General features: G+C 43.0%; 17 protein-coding genes. 4 read left to right on the forward strand and 13 right to left on the reverse strand.

The window, feature by feature from the left end:
* Nucleotides 1-12 precede the first annotated feature (12 nt).
* Entirely contained in the window at nt 13-1,125 is a 1,113-nt protein-coding gene (gene corA / locus ACFFGT_RS22060; protein WP_377024678.1) for a magnesium/cobalt transporter CorA, read from the forward strand.
* Between the two features lie 119 nt (nt 1,126-1,244).
* On the opposite strand, the gene msrA is transcribed toward corA, so the two are convergent.
* The 4 genes from msrA to ACFFGT_RS22080 all read right to left on the reverse strand — a co-directional run bounded on the left by msrA (nt 1,245) and on the right by ACFFGT_RS22080 (nt 4,364).
* Complete coding sequence (gene msrA, locus ACFFGT_RS22065; protein WP_377024679.1) at nt 1,245-1,904, reverse strand: peptide-methionine (S)-S-oxide reductase MsrA; 660 nt, start codon at nt 1,902-1,904, stop codon at nt 1,245-1,247.
* A gap of 74 nt (nt 1,905-1,978) precedes the next feature.
* Nucleotides 1,979-2,230: a DUF3820 family protein gene (locus ACFFGT_RS22070; RefSeq protein ID WP_377024680.1), complete on the reverse strand. Its 252-nt coding sequence runs from the start codon at nt 2,228-2,230 to the stop codon at nt 1,979-1,981.
* Between the two features lie 93 nt (nt 2,231-2,323).
* Entirely contained in the window at nt 2,324-3,019 is a 696-nt protein-coding gene (locus ACFFGT_RS22075; RefSeq protein ID WP_377024681.1) for a response regulator transcription factor, read from the reverse strand.
* Nucleotides 3,012-4,364 (reverse strand): sensor histidine kinase, encoded by a 1,353-nt coding sequence (locus tag ACFFGT_RS22080; protein ID WP_377024682.1) that lies wholly within the window; start codon nt 4,362-4,364, stop codon nt 3,012-3,014. Before ACFFGT_RS22080 ends, ACFFGT_RS22075 begins: the two co-directional genes overlap by 8 nt.
* A gap of 136 nt (nt 4,365-4,500) precedes the next feature.
* On the opposite strand from ACFFGT_RS22080, the gene ACFFGT_RS22085 reads away from it, so the two are divergent.
* Nucleotides 4,501-5,178 carry a peroxiredoxin family protein gene (locus ACFFGT_RS22085; protein WP_377024683.1) on the forward strand — a complete coding sequence of 226 codons (678 nt, stop codon included), beginning with the start codon at nt 4,501-4,503 and terminating at the stop codon, nt 5,176-5,178.
* A 21-nt stretch (nt 5,179-5,199) separates the two neighbouring features.
* Here the strand turns inward: ACFFGT_RS22085 and ACFFGT_RS22090 are convergent, their stop codons facing one another.
* Complete coding sequence (locus ACFFGT_RS22090) at nt 5,200-6,135, reverse strand: MBL fold metallo-hydrolase (RefSeq protein WP_377024684.1); 936 nt, start codon at nt 6,133-6,135, stop codon at nt 5,200-5,202.
* A 166-nt stretch (nt 6,136-6,301) separates the two neighbouring features.
* Here ACFFGT_RS22090 and ACFFGT_RS22095 point away from each other — a divergent pair, with 166 nt between their 5' ends.
* Nucleotides 6,302-6,541 carry a hypothetical protein gene (locus tag ACFFGT_RS22095; protein WP_377024685.1) on the forward strand — a complete coding sequence of 80 codons (240 nt, stop codon included), beginning with the start codon at nt 6,302-6,304 and terminating at the stop codon, nt 6,539-6,541.
* 56 nt (nt 6,542-6,597) lie between these two features.
* Here the strand turns inward: ACFFGT_RS22095 and ACFFGT_RS22100 are convergent, their stop codons facing one another.
* The 7 genes from ACFFGT_RS22100 to ACFFGT_RS22130 form a co-directional block, all read right to left on the reverse strand.
* Nucleotides 6,598-7,908, reverse strand: coding sequence for an MFS transporter (locus ACFFGT_RS22100; RefSeq protein ID WP_377024686.1), 1,311 nt, complete (start codon nt 7,906-7,908; stop codon nt 6,598-6,600).
* A 19-nt stretch (nt 7,909-7,927) separates the two neighbouring features.
* Nucleotides 7,928-8,590 (reverse strand): bifunctional 4-hydroxy-2-oxoglutarate aldolase/2-dehydro-3-deoxy-phosphogluconate aldolase, encoded by a 663-nt coding sequence (locus tag ACFFGT_RS22105; RefSeq protein WP_377024687.1) that lies wholly within the window; start codon nt 8,588-8,590, stop codon nt 7,928-7,930.
* Nucleotides 8,587-9,618 carry a PfkB family carbohydrate kinase gene (locus tag ACFFGT_RS22110; RefSeq protein ID WP_377024688.1) on the reverse strand — a complete coding sequence of 344 codons (1,032 nt, stop codon included), beginning with the start codon at nt 9,616-9,618 and terminating at the stop codon, nt 8,587-8,589. The genes ACFFGT_RS22105 and ACFFGT_RS22110 overlap by 4 nt, the downstream gene beginning before the upstream one ends.
* Nucleotides 9,619-11,019: a glucuronate isomerase gene (gene uxaC / locus ACFFGT_RS22115; protein ID WP_377024689.1), complete on the reverse strand. Its 1,401-nt coding sequence runs from the start codon at nt 11,017-11,019 to the stop codon at nt 9,619-9,621.
* Nucleotides 11,020-11,227: 208 nt separating this feature from the next.
* Nucleotides 11,228-12,934 carry a sodium/sugar symporter gene (locus ACFFGT_RS22120; protein WP_377024690.1) on the reverse strand — a complete coding sequence of 569 codons (1,707 nt, stop codon included), beginning with the start codon at nt 12,932-12,934 and terminating at the stop codon, nt 11,228-11,230.
* A 48-nt stretch (nt 12,935-12,982) separates the two neighbouring features.
* Nucleotides 12,983-14,311: a xylose isomerase gene (gene xylA / locus ACFFGT_RS22125; protein WP_377024691.1), complete on the reverse strand. Its 1,329-nt coding sequence runs from the start codon at nt 14,309-14,311 to the stop codon at nt 12,983-12,985.
* Between the two features lie 111 nt (nt 14,312-14,422).
* Nucleotides 14,423-15,898 carry a xylulokinase gene (locus ACFFGT_RS22130; RefSeq protein ID WP_377024692.1) on the reverse strand — a complete coding sequence of 492 codons (1,476 nt, stop codon included), beginning with the start codon at nt 15,896-15,898 and terminating at the stop codon, nt 14,423-14,425.
* Nucleotides 15,899-16,028: 130 nt separating this feature from the next.
* Here ACFFGT_RS22130 and ACFFGT_RS22135 point away from each other — a divergent pair, with 130 nt between their 5' ends.
* Complete coding sequence (locus ACFFGT_RS22135) at nt 16,029-17,066, forward strand: LacI family DNA-binding transcriptional regulator (protein ID WP_377024693.1); 1,038 nt, start codon at nt 16,029-16,031, stop codon at nt 17,064-17,066.
* Nucleotides 17,067-17,360: 294 nt separating this feature from the next.
* Here the strand turns inward: ACFFGT_RS22135 and ACFFGT_RS22140 are convergent, their stop codons facing one another.
* Nucleotides 17,361-19,745: an ABC transporter permease gene (locus tag ACFFGT_RS22140; protein WP_377024694.1), complete on the reverse strand. Its 2,385-nt coding sequence runs from the start codon at nt 19,743-19,745 to the stop codon at nt 17,361-17,363.
* Between the last annotated feature and the right edge of the window lie 36 nt (nt 19,746-19,781).

Genomic DNA, 19,781 nt, shown 5'->3' on the forward strand with positions numbered 1-19,781 from the left:
ATGAATGGCAACATGAAACGTTTACGCCTTAAAAAGCATAAACAGGCAGGCATCGTAGGCGAAAGACCGGGTACTATCAGGATAGCCGATGATGCACTAAAGCCTATAATATCAGTTTATTCGTACAATAAAGACGAGCTGGTAACCTGCGAAGGGAAGGATATAAAAACATCGTTAAAGCAACTTGTCAAATGCGATAACCATACCCACTGGATCAAGATAAACGGACTGGGCGATGCCGACATGATTGAACAAATTGGCTTGCATTGCAATATCAACTCTTTGGTTTTGGAGGATATTGCCAATACCCATCAGCGCCCTAAGTTTGATGAATATGAAGATTATGCTTTTTGCACCAGCCGGATAGTTCATTTTAATAAAGATAACGAGATTATTAACTGCCAGTTTTCCGCAATAATAAAGGATAACATCATCATTAGCTTTGAGGAAGATCATACTGAACGCTTTGATGCTGTAAAGGCCCGTTTAAAAGCCGGGAAGGGCGCTATCCGCACCGCTGGCCCCGGTTATATGTGTTACGCGCTTACCGACACTATAATTGATACCTATTTTGTTTTGCTGGCCGAAATTGGCGATCATTTGGATGCGCTTGAAGATAAACTTTACTTAAGCGCGGATAAAACGATCATGTTTGATGCCCAGCAGCTAAAACGTACCCTTATTGTTGTACGGCGTGCAAGCTGGCCCGAGCGGGATAAGATCAACGATATGATCCGGTCGGAAAGCCCGCTGATAACGCCCGAGGTTAAGCTGTTTTTGCGCGATGCCTATGACCACTGTATCCAGGCTATGGACCTTATTGAAAACTATAAGGAGGTAACATCAAGTATTATCGATCTGTACCTGTCCATGGTGAGCAACCGCATGAACGAGATCATGAAAGTGCTTACAATCATCTCTGTGATATTTATCCCACTTACTTTTATAGCAGGTATTTACGGGATGAATTTTTCCCGCCAGGATGATAAAGGTCATATCCTTCCGGATAATATGCCCGAATTGTATTGGCATCATGGCTATATTTATGCCATAGTGTTTATGCTTTTAATAGCAGTAGTGCAGGTATTTGTATTTTGGAAAAAGGGGTGGTTTAACAGGTTGTGAGCCCCCCAGCCCCCTAAAGGGGGAGTAAAAAGCGTAAAATAAAAAGGAGTATTGCACACAGTAATATTCCTTTTATATTTTAAGGTAAATCTGATTAGAAAGCCCCTCCTTTAGGGAGTTTAGTGAACAAATTCTGATTTCAGATCCGCTTTCATCGCTTTCCTGAACTTCATTACTTTGGGCTCCGAAACGCCAATGATATAAGGTTGATCGGGATGAGAACGGTAATATCCCTGGTGATAGCTCTCGGCAGGATAAAACACCTTGAAAGGCACAACCTGGGTAACTATAGGATCGGCATAATGCTTTGACTCATTTACTTTTTTAATGGTAGCCTCAATCGTATTTTTTTCTGCATCGTTACGGTAAAAAGCTATGGAGCGATAATCGGTACCTTCATCAGGTCCCTGGCGATTAAGCGTGGTAGGATCATGCGCAAAAAAGAATGCCTCAGCTATCTTATCAAACGTAATCACTTTTGGGTCGTAATAGATCTGTACTGTTTCGGCATGATTGGTGTTTTGCGAGCTTACCTCACGGTAGGTTGGATTTTTGGTAGTACCGCCCGCGTACCCCGATATTACTTTGTTAACACCTTTCAATTCAGACATGGCTTCGCTCATGCTCCAGAAACAGCCACCCGCAAAGGTAGCTATAGCCTCCCCTGCTTTTGGTTTTGGCAAAGCTGCAAAATCATCACTGCTTTTTGAGGCTTGTCCATCGGCACAACTGCTTAAAAACAGGAATATGCCTGCTGTATATAAGATCAACTTTTTCATAATTGATATAACTATTAGTTTGTTTATATACGTTACCCTTACGCAGGCAGATGGTCACGGCCATGTAAACAAGGCTAACGCCGGTTTGCCTGCTGCATGAGCGATTTTTTTACCATGAAAAGGATTTCGCCCAGGCCATTTGTTTTGATCTCAAATGTGGTTGAAAGCAGCATCCCCATTTTATCTTTAGTAAAACCCTTGCCCGCCATCCACTCCAGGTATGATACGGGGATATCAGCTATAATAGTGCCTTTATATTTGCCGTAAGGCATCCTGGTTTGTACAATATCGATGAGTATTTTAGGGTCTGGCTTTAAATTTTCCACGAGGTAAAGGTAATACTTTAAGCTTTGAATAGTAACCGCCATCCCGATAACAAACTTTAAAAATCCGGTTACATAAAGTAATCGCCTAATGAATCAGTATTCCATCAGCTTATAGCCATGACTGCGGATATTAATAATTTCGAGTTTCGAATCCTCTTTGATGAATTTACGAAGCCGGGTAATATAAACGTCCATACTACGGGCATTGAATGGGCTATCATCACCCCATAGTTTCATGAGTGCTGTTTTTCTTTCCAACAGTTGGTTTTTATGTTGTATTAAGAGTTTTAGAAGTTCGGCTTCACGCTGGGAGAGGTTAAATTGCTGTTTATGACAATAAAATTCAAGCTTTTGATAGTTGAAACTGCAGTTGCCGATATTAATTTCTTCCGGCGTATCGTGGATCATTTTACTATTGATACTTTTTCTGCGTACAAGTGCTTTTAACCGCAATATCAGCTCTTCCATGCTGAACGGCTTTTTCATGTAATCATCGGCGCCTATTTCCAATCCTTTCAGCACGTCTTCAGTTTGCGTTCGCGCAGTTAAAAAAATAACCGGAACAAGTTCATCAACCCGGCGAATGTCCTGCACCAATGAAAAACCATCTTTTCGGGGCATCATCACATCAACTACACACACATCCGGCTTGTTCAAATTAAACATGCTCCAGCCCTCCACCCCGTTTGCAGCAACAGTAATGGCAAAACCACGGGTTTCAAGCGATTCCCTTACTATCGAAGCTAATACAGGCTCATCTTCAACAAACAGTACTTTTATTTTATCCATTAAGCGGAAATTCAATAGTGAATGTTGTTCCCTTATTTATTTTGCTTGTTACGCCAATTTTTCCTTTCAGCGTTGTTACAAGTTGTTTCACATAGCTTAATCCAAGACCATAGCCTTTTACATCGTGCAGGTCACCGCCCTGAATGCGGTAAAACTTATCAAATATAAGTGGTAAATATACCCCTTGCATCCCCATACCATCATCGGCTACCTGTAATTGCCAGCCATTTACAGCCTGGCTAATCCTGATTTGAATATTCACTTTTTCGCCGCTGTATTTTATGGCATTATCAACGAGATTGCTCAGGATGGTATCAATGATAAACCCATCAGTAACAATCTCTGTATAAGTAAGATCATATTGAAGTTCAATAACAGCATTTTCATATAAGCTAAACCGCGCAACTATCTGTTTCACCAACTCCATGAGATTGAGGGGTTGCAGGTTCGCCAGCTTAACACCTTGTTCATATTTGGTGATCTCCAGTACCCTGTCAACATTACTATCCAAGCTGTCAAGTACTGCAGCATTAATTTTCAGGTATCGTTCCAGCTTTTCAGGATCCGCAGCAGCGCCGAATTGGGCCAATGCCTCGTTAGATGATTTCAGAATAGTTATTGGGGTGCGTAGTTCGTGGGTTATGTTATTTATAAAATCGTTTTTGATACCGTCAAGCTGCATCTGGCGCTTAATGATTATGCCCATATAAAACAAGCTTCCTGCCGATAACATGATCAGCAGTAATGAAACCGAAGCCGGGAAAATATTTTGCGCAAATAACAAATTGCTGCTGTTTACTTCGGCTTTAACCACAATGGGCGATTTATAAAAGTTAATGACCGCGGCAATTTCACCAGGCGGAGTTTTGAACTGGTTTCTTAAAATGACCAGCTTAAGCGGAATGTCGATATTTTCCTTTTTTAGTTCACTTTTGAAGATCCTGGTTAAAGTATCAAGGCTAAGCGATTTGTGCAATTGCTGCGATAATAGCCTGGCTACCATCGCCCTTACTATTTGCAGGTTGTTTTTATCTACGGCTACAGTTAAAAATTCGGCATTAAACTTTTTAACCACTTTTGGGGTGTCCAATGCAATCGAATCGCGGTTGGGTCGGGTTCTCATGAAAAAAGATAAGGTAGGTGCTTTGTATTTTAATGAAGTAGGTAACTCATTTTGCTGCACCTGGTACATGTCAATACTGCGCAGTAAAGCGTTAGTTGCGGCATTCTTAAAATTACGCTCGCCTGTTTTATAGGAAGTGTATACCCAGTAAAACTGGAACAGGATGATACCGCCTGCCGTTAGGGCAGCTACAAGAAAAATAAATACAAGCCTCTTTTTCACTATGATGATAACAAAGATATGGTTAATAGCTTTTCATTTACCTGCAGTTAACATTAGTTAACACTAAACTACAGGCAGTTAACATTGTGCAGCGGTATTGACAATAATTTTGTATCAAATAAAATCAAAAATCAATATGAAAAAGTACCTGTTATTAGTCCTATTCAATTGCATAATATTGAATGTGATGGCACAAAAGATGCCTGATAATGCCAAATACATATTGCCGGATGGAAAGGTGATAACTGCCAACAAGGTTGACAGTGTTAACAAAGCCTGGGGAAACAAGGGCTTCCTGATGGGGCACGATGACAAACATCCCGATGAAATTCACTTATCACCCATGACCGATGATTTTTTAAAGGAGGCGGCTGCAAAAAAAGCTAACCTGGAAAAAATGCTCAACCAGCCTGCACCCGATTTTACATTGACCGACCTTAAAGGCAAAAGCTGGTCGCTGGCAGCACTTAAAGGAAAAACGGTAGTGTTAAATTTTTGGTTTACTACCTGTATGCCCTGTATTGATGAAATGCCTAAATTAAATACGGTTAAAAACAAGTATGCGTCACAAAATGTGGTTTTTCTTGCACTTGGCCTGGATGACAGCGCCGCAATAAAGTCATTTTTAAAGAACCACGCTTTTGAATATGCGCTGTTTCCAAAAACGCAAAACGTTGGCAACGAGTATCACGTGGCTAATTATCCAACTTCTATGGTGATTGATCCAAAAGGGATAATCCGGTTTCTGCAAATAGGTGGGAATGATATTGATCAGGCATTACCGGCAGCCATTGAATCGGCAGCTAAATCATAACGATGTTTATGGGGCTGCAAACTATTCCTGCAGCCCCCTTATAATAAAAAATGTTGCCAGCGCTGCCGCTAAACCTACAGTCGCTTTCAGTATCCCGCTGCTTACATAGGGCGGGATATATTTTACGCCCATTTCATCGGCAACGGCCGGATGGCCTACATAACGGCCTTTTGCCGGTATGGCCAATTGCTCAAAATTATCGGCCAGTTCATGTAATTCATCATGAAGCTCACGGCCACGCATCACCGGGCCATGGCCTGCGGCTACCGTGCGCGGCTCAAGCGCTGTAAGCCGGCGTACCGATTGCGCTGCGGCTTCCCAGTCGGTTGTGAAATATCGCGGCGGACCGGTTAGCTTTTTTAACGAGCTAAATGAATACAAAGCCGATTCGGCTTTAGTGGTTGAAAAAGCATCACCAACTACGAGGGTTGAATTTATGGGCAAAAACAAGGAAATATGACCAGGAGTGTGGCCCGGTGTATGAATGATCTTCCATTCGGGCAGTTCCGGGATCCCTTCTTCCATGTTGATGGCTTTTACTTTGCTGCCTATATTTATTGGCGCTGTAGGGAAAAATGTTGATAGCAGGCTCATTACTCCATCGGCTAAAGTAGGATCGGCAGGTGGGTATGATGACAGGCCGGTTAAATAAGGTAATTCAAGAGTATGGGCATAAACCGGTACATCCCAAATCTTTAAAAGCTCTTCCAGGCCGCCCGCGTGATCGGCATGTCCGTGTGTAAGCACAATAGCTGCCGGCCTTGTTCCTGGCCCGAAAAGTTCCTCGGCCATGGCAATGATTTTACCAGCCGAACCTTTTAACCCCGTGTCAACCAAAACCCAGCCTTTAGCAGCACCGGGACGGTTGGCAATCATATAAATGTTAACGAATAATAGTTTGGTTCCCCATACCCTTTGCGATACCTGGAAATATTTTGTGCTGAGCCTTCTGTTCATGGTTTGTAATTGTTAACAAAACGTAACTCACATATTAAAAGTTTTAGCTGGGTTAAATTTAAAAACAATTTTTATCTGTCTAAAAACAAATAACATATCTGCCTGCACAGGGTAGATGCAAACAGAAATTACTTAAACTATGTTAGGTTAATAAATTATAAACATCATGGAACAGCAATTTGATGCTACACTTACAGGTACCGACAGCGAAATTGACGGAACAGCACAACAGGTAAACCTTCCCGGTTATCCCAATGCCTATGAATTTAAATCGATAGATGAAACATTGCATTTGGTAATAGCCAAAAATGAGGACGGTGAATGGATCAGGCTTGATGGCACAGAACCCTATCTTTCAAGCTGGATTGATGAGCTGGCAGAACAGGCAGTAAGCCATTCTTTATAAAAAGGAAAAGCCGGGTCATTTTTGACCCGGCTTTTTTCGTAACAATTTCTATGTGTTTAGTCCAATTCAATTGGTTTCATTTTTGGCACTAACAAGTGCATGATAAGCCAGGCTAAGATATAGGCACCCCCGCAAACAAAAAACATGATGTAATAAGCTATCTCAATTTTATGGATAGATCTGTAGTATACAAACAGGTTTTTTTGCACGGCAAGCGATAAGAATACGCCGCCGATAGAGCCGAACATCCCCCCTATACCTGTTACCGAACCAATTGACCGCTTAGGGAACATATCCGAAACTGTGGTAAAAATATTAGCGCTCCAGGCCTGATGTGCTGACGCGGCTATCCCAATTACAATTACGGCAAGCCACATGTTGATGCCTCCCAGGATCTGGGCAAATATAATTGGTATCACCAGCAGCGCATAAATAAACATGGATGTTTTACGAGCTTTAAATACCGGCCAGTTATTTTTAATGAGGTTCATAGGTAACCACCCGCCGCCAACACTGCCAAAGGTAGACATGGTATAAACCAACGCCACAGGGATGGCTATAGCCGTGCCTTTTAAATTATACTGGCTCTCCAAAAAATCAGGCAACCAAAAAAGATAGAACCACCAGATAGGGTCGGTTAAAAATTTGCCGATCACAAAAGCCCAGGTTTGCTTAAAGGAAAGCAGCTTGCCCCATGATATTTTCTTTTGCTCAACAGTTAGCAGGCTTTCGGCCTGGCTGTCATGATCGCTGTTAATGTAGTCAAGCTCGGCTTTTGATACCTTGTTGTGTTTTGAAGGTACGCGATAAACAATTTGCCAAAGCACCAGCCATATGAAGCCTATCGAACCGGTTATGATAAAGGCCCAACGCCAGCCCCAGGCAACCGCAATAAACGGAACCGTTAAAGGGGCTACTATCGCGCCTATATTTGCTCCCGAATTAAAAATGCCTGTAGCAAATGCCCGTTCTTTTTTAGGGAACCACTCCGCAACGGTCTTGATAGCTGCCGGGAAGTTGCCTGCCTCACTGATACCTAATGCAGAACGTACTACGCCAAAGCCAAATGTGCTGCCAACAAAAGCGTGGCATACTGCCGAAATACTCCATAGCAACGTTGAAAGGAAATATCCCAGCTTAGTGCCAATCTTGTCAATGATCCTGCCTGCAGCCAGCAGACCGATAGAATAAGCTATTTTGAACGCTATCTCAATGTTGGCATAATCGCCGTCATTCCACTTAAATTCCTTTGTAAGGTCCGATTTAAGCAAACTGATCACTGCCCGGTCAAGGTAATTCACGGTTGTTGCAAAAAACACCAGCGAGCAAATCACCCAGCGGTAGTTTCCAACTTTTTCTTCTCTCATTATAATTTAGGTTAACAGGCTATTTAATGGTTTGTACTATTTCCAGCAGCTTTAGTGTATCGTTATAAAGCTTGTCGTACTCCTGGTTTTCCAGTACGCTTTTGCTGATGAGCTTGCTGCCCATACCCACCGCGCATACCCCGGCTTTAAACCAGGTACTGATGCTGTCATGATTCAAATCAACCCCACCTGTTGGCATGAATAACTGACCGGCAAACAAATCCTTGATTGATGACACAAACTCCGGCCCTAATATATTGGCCGGGAATATTTTTATTAACGCTGCACCATTTTGCTGCGCTGTGTAAATTTCGGTTGGCGTCATACAACCCGGAATCCATAACAGGTTATGCTGTGCAACCAGTTTGCCCACTTCGGGGTTAACAATTGGCGATACGATAAAATCGGCCCCGGCAGCAATAAAAGCCTCACCTTCCTGAACGCTTTTGATAGTGCCTATGCCTAATTCCAAACCGGGCATTTCGCCATTGACAAGGGCTTGCTTTAATACTTTGAAATTTTCAAGGGCAGCTGCACCGCGGTTAGTATATTCAAATACCCTGATCCCTGCTTTATAAAGCGTACGGGTTATCTGCAGGCTCACTTCCGGGTCCTTATAAAAGAACAGCGGTAATGTTCCCTGCTTTAATATGGCGTCAAGTACTATATCTTTTTTACTCATTGTTTCATAGCATTATAAATTTCATCAACAGTTTTGGTAGTTGCATCCCCTTCAATAAACAGCTTTTCAAAAGCGGCTGCAGTGGCAAAATCCAGTAGTTGCTGCGGGTCGTGTTTGTTGTAAAAGCCGTAAATAAGCCCGGCCATAAAGCAATCGCCGCTGCCTACTTTATCAACCACGGTTTCGGTAGTGTAGGTTGGCGAATGGTAAAAGCGGTTACCTGCAAAAAGCGAAGTATAATATTCAACGCCTTTACCTGCATCAAAGCGGAAGGTGTTAGCTACGGCCCGGCAACGCGGATATGCGTCCATAATCTTTTCAGACGAGTAAAGCCCTTCTTTGAGGTAAATGCTTTGCTGCCCCGATTCATGGATATCCGGTGTAACAGGAATGCCCAGCATGGTTTCTTCGGCCCAAACATTGCCCATAATTATATCTGCATATTGTACCAGGTTCGGCATGATTTCTGTCGGCTTTTTGCCATACTGCCATAATTTTGGCCGATAATTAAGATCAACGGAGATGGTAATATGTTTTTTGCTTGCCGCCTGTAATACTTCTTCGCAAACATCGGCAGCCTGCTGGCTTAAAGCCGGGCATATCGCACTAAAATGAAACCAGCTCACACCTTCAAGAATGGTATCCCAGTCAACCATACCCGGTTTCAGATCGGCAAAGGCCGAACCTGCACGGTCATACACAATAGCATTGTTCTTTACATCTTTACCGCGGGTTAGGTAATAGAGCCCTACCCTGCTGCCGCTTTTGTGTATTGCCGATGTATCAATGTTTTTATTTTCCAGGTAACTGATGATCTGTTCAGATAATGCATTATCAGGTAAAGCGGTAAAGTATTTTATCGGCTGCTCCCACAAGGCTAAGGCGTTGGCAACATTAAGTTCGGCGCCGCCCATAAAAAATGGCAGCTTGTTTTCTGTAAGCCACTGGCCTTCACCATCGGGGCACATGCGCAGCAGCAATTCACCAAACGACAGTATGCTCCCCTTTGTATTTTCGATATCGCTCATTTAAAAATTGAAATAGTTTTTGGCGTTAAAATAGCAAATATCACTCACGATCTTGCCCGTCCATTCAATATCGTTAGGTAGTTCACCGTTTTCTATATCATCACCCAAAAGGTTACAAAGCAACCTGCGGAAATACTCATGCCTCGGGAACGACATAAAACTCCTTGAATCTGTAAGCATCCCCACCATACGGCTCAGCAAACCCATGTTTGATAAAGCGTTCAATTGCTTGATCATTCCATCCTTCTGATCCAAAAACCACCATGCCGAACCAAACTGCATTTTACCAGCTACCGAACCATCGTTATAATTGCCCACCATGGTTGCAAACAGCTCGTTATCGGCCGGGTTAAGATTGTAAATAATGGTTTTAGCCAACTGGTTAGTGGTATCCAGCCTGTTCAGGAATTTAGATAATGCCCTGCCCTGTGCAAAATCTCCAATAGAATCCCAACCGGTATCAGGACCTAAATTGGTTAAGGCGCGCGCATTATTGTTACGCAAGGCACCGAGGTGAAATTGCTGTACCCAGCCTTTTTCATGATCCCAGATGGCAAAGTAATACAACATGGCCGATTTAAATTTCAGGATCTCTAACGGAAGTAATACTTTGCTATTCCTTATCTTGGCAAAAATGGTGGTTATTTCAGTATCCGTATAATCTTCAGCATAGATCTGCTCCAGACCGTGATCAGACAACTTACAGCCATTCTCCGCAAAATAATCATGACGGCTTTTAAGGGCTTTCAGGTAATCGTCAAAGTTTGAAATATCTACATTAGCCACAGCTTGTAACTGATCAATATATTTGTTAAGCCCGGCAATATCATCGGCGTTCATAGCTTTATCAGGGCGGTATGCAGGTAATATTTTTACACTGTACGCATCCCGCTTCAATTTTTGATGATAGCTAAGGTTATCCAATGGGTCATCCGTAGTGCCAACAACCTCTACATTTTTATTTTTAAGGATGTTACGCACACTAAACGCGGACGATTGCAGCTTTTCATTGCACTGGGCATATATTTTTTGTGCCGATGTTGGCGAAAGCAATTCATCGATACCAAAATATCGCTGCAGTTCAAGGTGTGTCCAATGGTACAGCGGGTTTCTTAAGGTGTACGGCACAGTAGCAGCCCAGGCCATAAACTTTTCCTCGTCGGTTTTATTGCCGGTGATATAGGCTTCATTAACACCATTTGCCCTCATGGCGCGCCATTTATAATGATCGCCATAAAGCCATACCTGGGTTATGTTTTTAAAATTGATATCATCAGCAATCTGATCGGGCGGCAGGTGGCAATGGTAATCAATTATAGGCTGATGGCTTGCGAACTCATGATATAAGCGCTGCGCAGTTTTAGTTTGAAGTAAGAAGTCCTGATCTAAAAAATTCTTCATTGGTTATTAACAGATGTATACCAGGGTTAATGGTATAGTAGTTTATACTTGTAAGCGGCAAATTACACATCATATAGGCAAGTTGGAAGTAATAAGCCTAAACAATCCACGCAAACGTTTTCGTTGACGGGGAAAAGCTATCGTCTATGAAGCAAAAAGGCGACGAGTATTAACCCATCGCCTTTTTTATCTGTTGGTAAAATTTCTGCTACCAGAAAATTGAGTACAATGCAACTACGATACCGGTTACAATTAATGCACCTGCCAAAAATCCTTTTGAGGTTTTAAACATCGAGCCATCAATTTCAAGGCCGTTAGTTGTAATGCCCCTGGCCTGGTCAATTTTTGATATAATGTACATACCGACAACGCAGATGATAAATACAAAGCCCATACGGTCAAGGAAAGGGATCTCGTATAACTTGGTTACCTTATCATCCTGTAAGGCTAATTTTGAAAAGCCATATGGTGACAGGAAGCTCAGATCAATAAACCTTGGTGCCAACTTAAAGAAACAGGAGAAGATGAAACCGCCGATGGTTGCAAATAAAGCAGCATTTGAAGTAGCTTTTTTCCAGAAGAAACCAAGGATGAACATGGCAAAAATACCCGGAGATACGAAGCCTGTATATTCCTGGATATACTGGAAGCCTTGTTTGCCTTCACCCATTAGTGATTTACCGATAAGCTCTGATAACACGATACCTAAGAATAAGGCTACAACTACAGAGATCTTACCCAGGTTAACCAGTTTCTTATCAGTAGCCTCAGGGTTGATCGCTTTCTTGTAAATATCTAACGTAAAGATGGTAGCAATACTGTTTGCTTTACCCGCTAATGAGGCTACAATTGCAGCTGTTAACGCAGCAAATGAAAGACCTTTTAAGCCGGTAGGCAATAAGTTTAACAGTGATGGGTATGCTTTATTAGGATCCAGTACACCTGATGAACTCGCCATTTCCTGGTGGAACATACCTTTTTGATATAACAAGTAAGCAGCAATACCTGGCAATACCACGATAACCGGCATCAGCAACTTAAGGAAAGCCGCAAACAGGATACCGCCGCGGGCAGTTTTAAGGTTTGCACCCAAAGCCCTTTGGGTAATGTACTGATTACAGCCCCAGTAGTTAAGGTTGGTGATCCACATACCACCTATCAACACCGACAAGCCAGGAAGGTCCATGTAATTTGGATTATCCTTTTTGAAGATCATATGGAAGTGATCGGTAGCTTCGCTATGCAGGATCTTGAAACCGTTTAATAAGCCTGTGGTGCCTTCCTTTTCGCTTAACAAAGTAAGTGCAAGGTATGATGCCATTAAACCACCCAGTATCAATACCGCCACTTGTATAACGTCGGTATATCCGATAACCTTCATACCGCCTAATGTAATAACTGCCGAGAATATCGCCAGCAGCCAGATACACAGGTGAATATCGAGGCCTGAGATACCGCTGATAGCCAAGGCACCAAGGTAAAGGATAGACATTAAGTTAACCACGATGTACAGCAACAGCCAAAAGATGGCCATGATCATGGCTACGGTTCCGTTATACCGCTGGTGCAAAAATTGCGGCATGGTAAAGATCTTATTTTTAAGATATACCGGGATAAAGAAAACCGCCACAATGATAAGGGTGATAGCCGCCATCCACTCGTAAGTAGATATCGCTAAACCCATTTTAAACGCAGACCCACTTGTACCAATAAATTGTTCGGCAGAGATATTTGAAGCGATGAGCGAAGCTCCGATAGCCCACCAGGTTAACGACCCTTCGGCCAAAAAATAGTCTTTTGAGGTGGCATCGGCGTTGTGTTTGCGCTTATACACCCACCAGCCGTAGCTGGCAACAATTACAAAGTAGATAAAGAAAACAGCATAATCGCCATTCGAGAGGGTTTTGAGGTTCATTGTTTTGGTTTGTCTTTTGGTTTAATATGTATGATTGACAATTATAAACTATATATATCGATTTATCAAGTTTTCGATGTATTCTTGTTTACCACTTATCACTTTAGGCTCGCCGTTAGCTATCGCATAGTTACGCAAATCTTCCAAAGAAACCTTACCCTCTTCAAAATCTTTCCCGGTACCTGCATCAAATGAGGCATACCTGTCGGTACGTAATTTTTTGTATTCTGATTTTTGCAGGATGTTATCAGCAGTTACCAAAGCTCTTGCAAAAAGGTCCATACCGCCAACGTGCGCATAGAACAGGTCTGCAGGATCAGTTGAGTTACGACGGATCTTGGCATCAAAGTTAATACCACCACCCTGGAAACCACCTGCTTCAAGGATGATCAGCATGCACTCGGTTACTTCATTGATATCGTTCGGGAACTGGTCGGTATCCCAACCGTTCTGCGTATCACCGCGGTTAGCATCTATCGAACCTAATAAACCTGAGTCGGCAGCTACCTGTAATTCATGCTGGAAAGTATGACCGGCAAGCGTAGCATGGTTAACTTCAAGGTTCAGTTTAAAATCGTTGATCAGATCGTATTTCTGTAAAAATCCTAATACGGTAGCCGCGTCATAATCATACTGATGCTTGGTGGGCTCGCATGGTTTAGGCTCAATGAAGAAAGTGCCTTTAAAGCCTTGCTTGCGGGCATAATCTTTAGCGGTATGTAAAAATTTAGCCAAATGCTCCTGCTCGCGTTTCATATTGGTGTTAAGCAGGCTCATGTATCCTTCACGGCCACCCCAGAAAACGTAATTTTCACCGCCTAAAGCGATAGTTGCATCCATAGCAGCTTTTACCTGTGCGCCTGCATGGGCCAGCACATGAAAATCAGGGTTGGTTGAAGCTCCGTTCATATAACGTTTATGGCTGAACAGGTTTGCAGTACCCCAAAGCAGTTTTACACCGCTGGCAGCCTGTTTTTGTTTCGCATAGTCAACCAAAGCCTGTAAACGGCGGTCGTTTTCAGCAACATCGTTACTATAATCAACCACGTCAACGTCATGGAAACAGTAGTAAGGCAGGTTCATTTTGGTAAGGAACTCAAACGCTGCATCCATTTTGTCTTTGGCACGCTCTACAGCATCTGCCTTTTCATCCCATGGAAAAACATGCGTAGCGCCGCCAAAGGGATCGGCACCGGTACCGCAGAACGAGTGCCAGTACGCGCCTGCAAAGCGTAAATGATCTTTCATGGTTTTGCCGGCCACTACCCTATCTGCATCATACCAGCGAAACGCCAGCGGGTTATCTGATTCAAGGCCTTCAAATTTTATCTGGCCAATTTCTTTGAAAAATTCCTTTTCGCCTGTTACTATGCTCATATTGTTTTAATTATTGAATTAGTGAGTTATTGAATTATTGATTTTGTGAACTGTGGAATTAGTGAATTATCTTCCGCATTACCTTTTGCCTTTAACCTTTTCCCTTTCACCTCAACTTAGCCTCAAATCAAGCAAGGCTTTCCATTCCTGGTAAACGGCTTCAAACTGATCGGTTGTGGGTTCAACCAGTTTAATTGCTTTGATATTGCTGAATGCTTCGGCCGGTGATTTGAAAATCCCTGCGCCTATACCGGCTCCCAGGGCTGCACCTACGCTGCCATCGTTATTGTAAAGCTCAACGGGTACGCCTGTAGCATTTACAAACGTTTGAGTGAACAGATCGCTCAGGAAGAGGTTGCTTTTACCCGCTCGGATCACGGTTGGGTTCATGCCATTGCTGCGCATAATGTCAAAGCCGTAACGGAACGATGAGGCTATCCCTTCCTGTACGGCCCTGAAAATATGGGCAGGGGTATGCAGGTTAAGGTCGATGTTTTGGAAATGTGCGCCTACCTGCTTATTATTTAACATACGCTCGGCGCCGTTGCCAAAGGGTAATACCTGTAAGCCTTCGCTGCCCAAAGGCGCTTTTTCGGCTTCAGCATTCATTTGATTATAGCTGTAGCCCGTACCGAACGTATTTTTTACCCAGCGATAAAGACTGCCTGTTCCGTTAATGCAAAGCAACACACCAAGCCTTTTTTGTTCACTGGCATAGTTAACGTGTGCAAAGGTGTTGATGCGCGATTGCTGATCATAAACCAGTTGATCGTCCACACCATATATAACACCCGATGTACCTGCGGTGGCCGCTACTTCGCCGGGGTTAAGTACATTTAATGATAAGGCATTATTGGGCTGGTCGCCTGATTTATAAGTAACCGGGATGCCGACCTTTAAATTAAGTTTTTCGGCTACAGATGCCTGTAAAGTTCCATGCGAGGAAAATACGGGGTTGATAACCGGGAAAAGGCTTTCATCAAAACCAAAGTAACTGATGATCTCTTTGGAGATGCCGTTGGTTTTAAAATCGAAGAACACACCTTCAGAAAGGGCTGATACTGATGTGGTGATCTCGCCTGTGAGTTTCATGGCAATATAATCACCCGGCAGCATGATCTTATCAATTTTACTGTAGATCTCCGGTTCATTTTCTTTTACCCAGGCCAGTTTTGAGGCCGTAAAGTTTCCAGGCGAATTAAGCAGGTGCGACAGGCAATGCTCCTCGCCTATTGCAGCAAAAGCCTTATCGCCTATTTCAACAGCGCGGCTATCGCACCATATAATACTGTCGCGAAGTACGTTTTGATCCTTATCAACCAGTACAAGGCCGTGCATTTGATAGGCGATACCTATAGCTGCTATATCATTTGAATTGTATCCCCCCTTGGCATGGCAGCGCTCTAACGCCTTTTGTGCCTGCTCCCACCACATTGATGGAGATTGTTCGGCCCAGCCGGGATGCAATGCTTTTATCGGTGATTCCTGGTCGGGGTATTGTGCCGAAGCAATTGTATTTTGCGTTGCGGCATCAACAACACTTACCTTTACCGACGATGTACCTATATCAATCCCTAATAACAGCATAGCCTATTTAGATTTTTGTATGATTTTTTGGTTGTATTTATTAATTGGTAACTTAACGCAACGAAAATAAAGAAATAAATAAAAATTGCAATCGATTGCGTAAAATATTTTTTCCAACTTGCACTCTATAATGAAGAAAGTTAAACGCACCACCATTTATGACATCGCCGCCAAGCTCGGCATAACTGCGTCTTCCGTATCAAGGGCGCTGAACAACAGCAGCCAGGTGAACGAAAAAACCAGGGAGCTGATCATTAAAACTGCCGACGAGCTCAATTATAAACGCAATACCCTTGCCTCAAACTTGCGCAAAGGCCATTCAAAAACCATTGGCGTAGTGGTACCGCGCATAAACCAGAACTTTTTCAGTAACGTGATAGCGGGAATTGAGGAAACAACTTACCAAAAAGGGTACAACCTCATCATCTGCCAGTCGGGCGAGGTACATGATAAAGAAATTCAGTGCGTTAACACGCTCATCAACCAGCATGTAGATTGCATAGTAATCTCAGTATCAGCCGATAGCTACGATTATCAGCACCTGCAAAACGTGCTTGACCATGGTATTCAGCTCATCCAGTTTGACCGTGTTGCCGAAGAGTTGGAAACACTTAAAGTAATCAATGATAATGAACAGGCTTCATTTGAGGCCGTGTCTCATCTTATCGAAAATGGATATAAACGTATAGCCCTGCTGGAAGGACCGCAAAACCTGAACATTTTTCGCCAGAGAAAGAACGGGTACCTGAAAGCGTTGGAAAAACATAAGATAGCAGTCATTGACGAACTGATAGTTGAAAATGCCTGGACAAAGGAACTTGGTGCAGCAGGTACCCGCAAGCTGCTTAACCTCCCCCATCCTCCGGATGCGATATTTGCTTCCACATCTGATTTTTCGGCTTTGGGTGTTTTGGAGGTGGCCAATGCTATGAATATTAAAGTACCCTCTGAACTGGGTATTTGCGGTTACTCTAATGAAGCTTTTACCGAGATCACCAGTCCGTCGATAACCACGATAGACCAGTTCAGTATTTATATGGGAAAAACCATCGGTAACCTGTTTTTCCAGGAGATTGCCAGTACCGAAGTTTCGGTTAAGCCAAAGATCATCAGTATAAAACCAGAGTTGATTATCAGGGGGTCGACATCAAAAAACAGCCCGCTTTAATTCTCCCCCCTTTAGGCTACAATGTGAACACATCTTATAAAAAAAGAAAATGTCATTTCGATAGAGCTGGGGACGGGCTGAGAGGTGGAGCGAAAGAGAAATCTTCTACATCAGGCTCTACAATTTATACCTGTAAAAGCAGGGCGTAGAAGATTTCTCCTCACCTCCAATGCACAAACCCCACCCTTGGTTCGTCGAAATGACATTTTTTTTCTATTAATGATAAAATTAAAAAGATGTGTACACACAGTAGCTCTCAGGGGAGACTCTTAAAAAACATTAACCAGCCTTCAACTATTCCGAACGCAAACTTTTAACAGGATTTGCCAGCGCTGCTTTTATAGACTGGATACTGATGGTTACCAAAGCAATCAGCGTTGCGCCGCCGCCGGCCAGCAGGAAGATCCAAACGGTCATATCTATTTTATAAGCAAAATCCTGCAGCCATTTACTCATTGAGTACCAGGCAATAGGTACCGCTATAAGGATAGAAATGATAATGAGCAGCACAAACTCGCTGGCCAGCAAACGGATAATGCCGCCAACGCTTGAACCAAGCACCTTGCGGATGCCGATCTCGCGTGTTTTTACCTGTGCCGAATAAGTTGCCAGACCGAACAAACCGAGACATGAGATCACAATGGCCAATGCCGAAAACACATTGAACAATGAGCCCGTGCGCTCCTCCGTTTTATAAAGCTGACTAAAGTTTTCGTCCAAAAATGAATAAGCCAGCGGTGTATCATTGTTATATTGTTTCCACGTGTTTTGAGCCGCAATAATCGCTTTCTGGGCATCCCCACCGGTTGTTTTAATGAAAATACGATAGCAGCTTTCCGGATGGTATGCCAATACCGCAGGTTCTATCTTTTTACGAACAGTAGTATAATTGAAATCTTTTACTACACCAATAATGGTACCCTTAACCTTCTGAATCCTGAGACTTTTGCCGATGGGATCTTTCATTGCCATAGCTGCAACAGCTGCTTCGTTAACAATAAAATGGGTTGAATCGGCAACTGCGCCGGTAAACAAGGCTCCTTCTTTCAGTTTGATCTTAAAAAAGCTCGTAAAATCCCTATCAACAGCAATCGGGTGGAAAAACAGGTTTGATTTGGCGGGTTTGCCTTCCCAGTCGTTATCACCTGTCCAGCCATTGTAATCAACGATATTACTGCTGCCGCGGGTTACATCTGTTACACCCGGTTGTTTTAATAAATCTTCTTTGGCGGCATCATAATGTGCCTGCATGCCCTGCATCATAAATGAAAGCACATTTTCTTTATCGTACCCCAAATCGCGGTTGCGGATAAAGCTCAACTGCTTGCCAATGATAAGCGTACCTATGATAAGCACTATAGATACCGTGAACTGCAATACCACCAATACCCGCCTGAATGCAGTATTACCAATTCCCGCCATAACTTTACCTTTTAAAGCCTTCAGTGGCTCAAATGATGATAACAGTAATGCAGGGTAAATGCTTGAGGCAGCCAGTGTAGCCGCTAACGTTAAGGCTATGTATATCCAAACCTGGTAATTACTAATGGATAGTTGCAGCTGCTTGCCCGAAAAATCATTATAAACCGGCATCAGCACATACATTAAGCCAACGGCCAGCACGGTTGCTATCAGGAACAATACCGTAGTTTCAATCATGAATTGCATAAACAACTGCAGTTTGCCCGCCCCGATGATCTTGCGCATGCTTACCTCTTTAGCTCTCAGCATTGACCGCGCTGTTGAAAGGTTTACATAATTGATACAGGCAATCACCAATATCAAAATAGCTACAATAGCAAATGTGCGTACGGTTGAAATGCCCCCATCTCCCCCATCAGCTTTGTACAGGTGCATGTTTAATAGTGGTTGCGCCAGGTAAGGCACCGGGGCATCGTCGGGCTTATTACGTTCATGGATAGCCTGCAGCTTCTTTTCCAGTTTGTGGATATCCGTACCTGGTTTTAGCAGCAGGTAAGTTTCAAAGCCGAAGTTGATCCAGTCTGCATCCATAGATGAGATCCGGGCTGTGCCATTATAACTCCGGCTGTCTTTTACATAAGCTTCGTGGTTAAACCTGCTCAATGGCATCAAAACGTTGCAGGTAACACTTGAATTGGAAGGATAATCGGCAACAACGCCGGTAACTTTAAAATTATCTGCTTTGCCTAAAATGATTGTTTTACCTATCGGATTATCATCTCCAAAATATTTCTTTGCAATTTTTCCGGTTATCACCACCGAATTATTATCAGGAAACGGATTTTTACGATCGCCCTGGATTAGCGGAAAATCAAATACCGAAAAGTATGAAGCATCGGTAAAAGCAACGCGCTCTTCGTTAAAGATCTTGTCTTTATATCTGAACGCGGCATTACCAATACCCATAATCCGAACGCCGTCCTTTACTTCGGGCACCTCATTTTTTGCAAAAGTTGATACCGGCGCTATGATATAAGTAAAGATCTGTTTGCTGGCCTCGGTACCGCCAACAATACCAATGCGGTAAATATCCTTGCCCTTTTTGTTAAAAGCGTCAAAGCTTAGCTCATCCTGCACCCAAAGCAGCATGAACAAGCCTATTACCAGGCCAAAGGTTAAACCTGTTACATTAATGGCGGTGTAAAACTTATTGCTTACAATATTACGCCAGGCGGTTTTCAGATAATTTCGTATCATGGTTCATTGGTTCACTTGTTCATTAGTTCATTGGTA

This window comes from Mucilaginibacter angelicae (assembly GCF_042434235.1).
Taxonomy (GTDB): domain Bacteria; phylum Bacteroidota; class Bacteroidia; order Sphingobacteriales; family Sphingobacteriaceae; genus Mucilaginibacter; species Mucilaginibacter angelicae.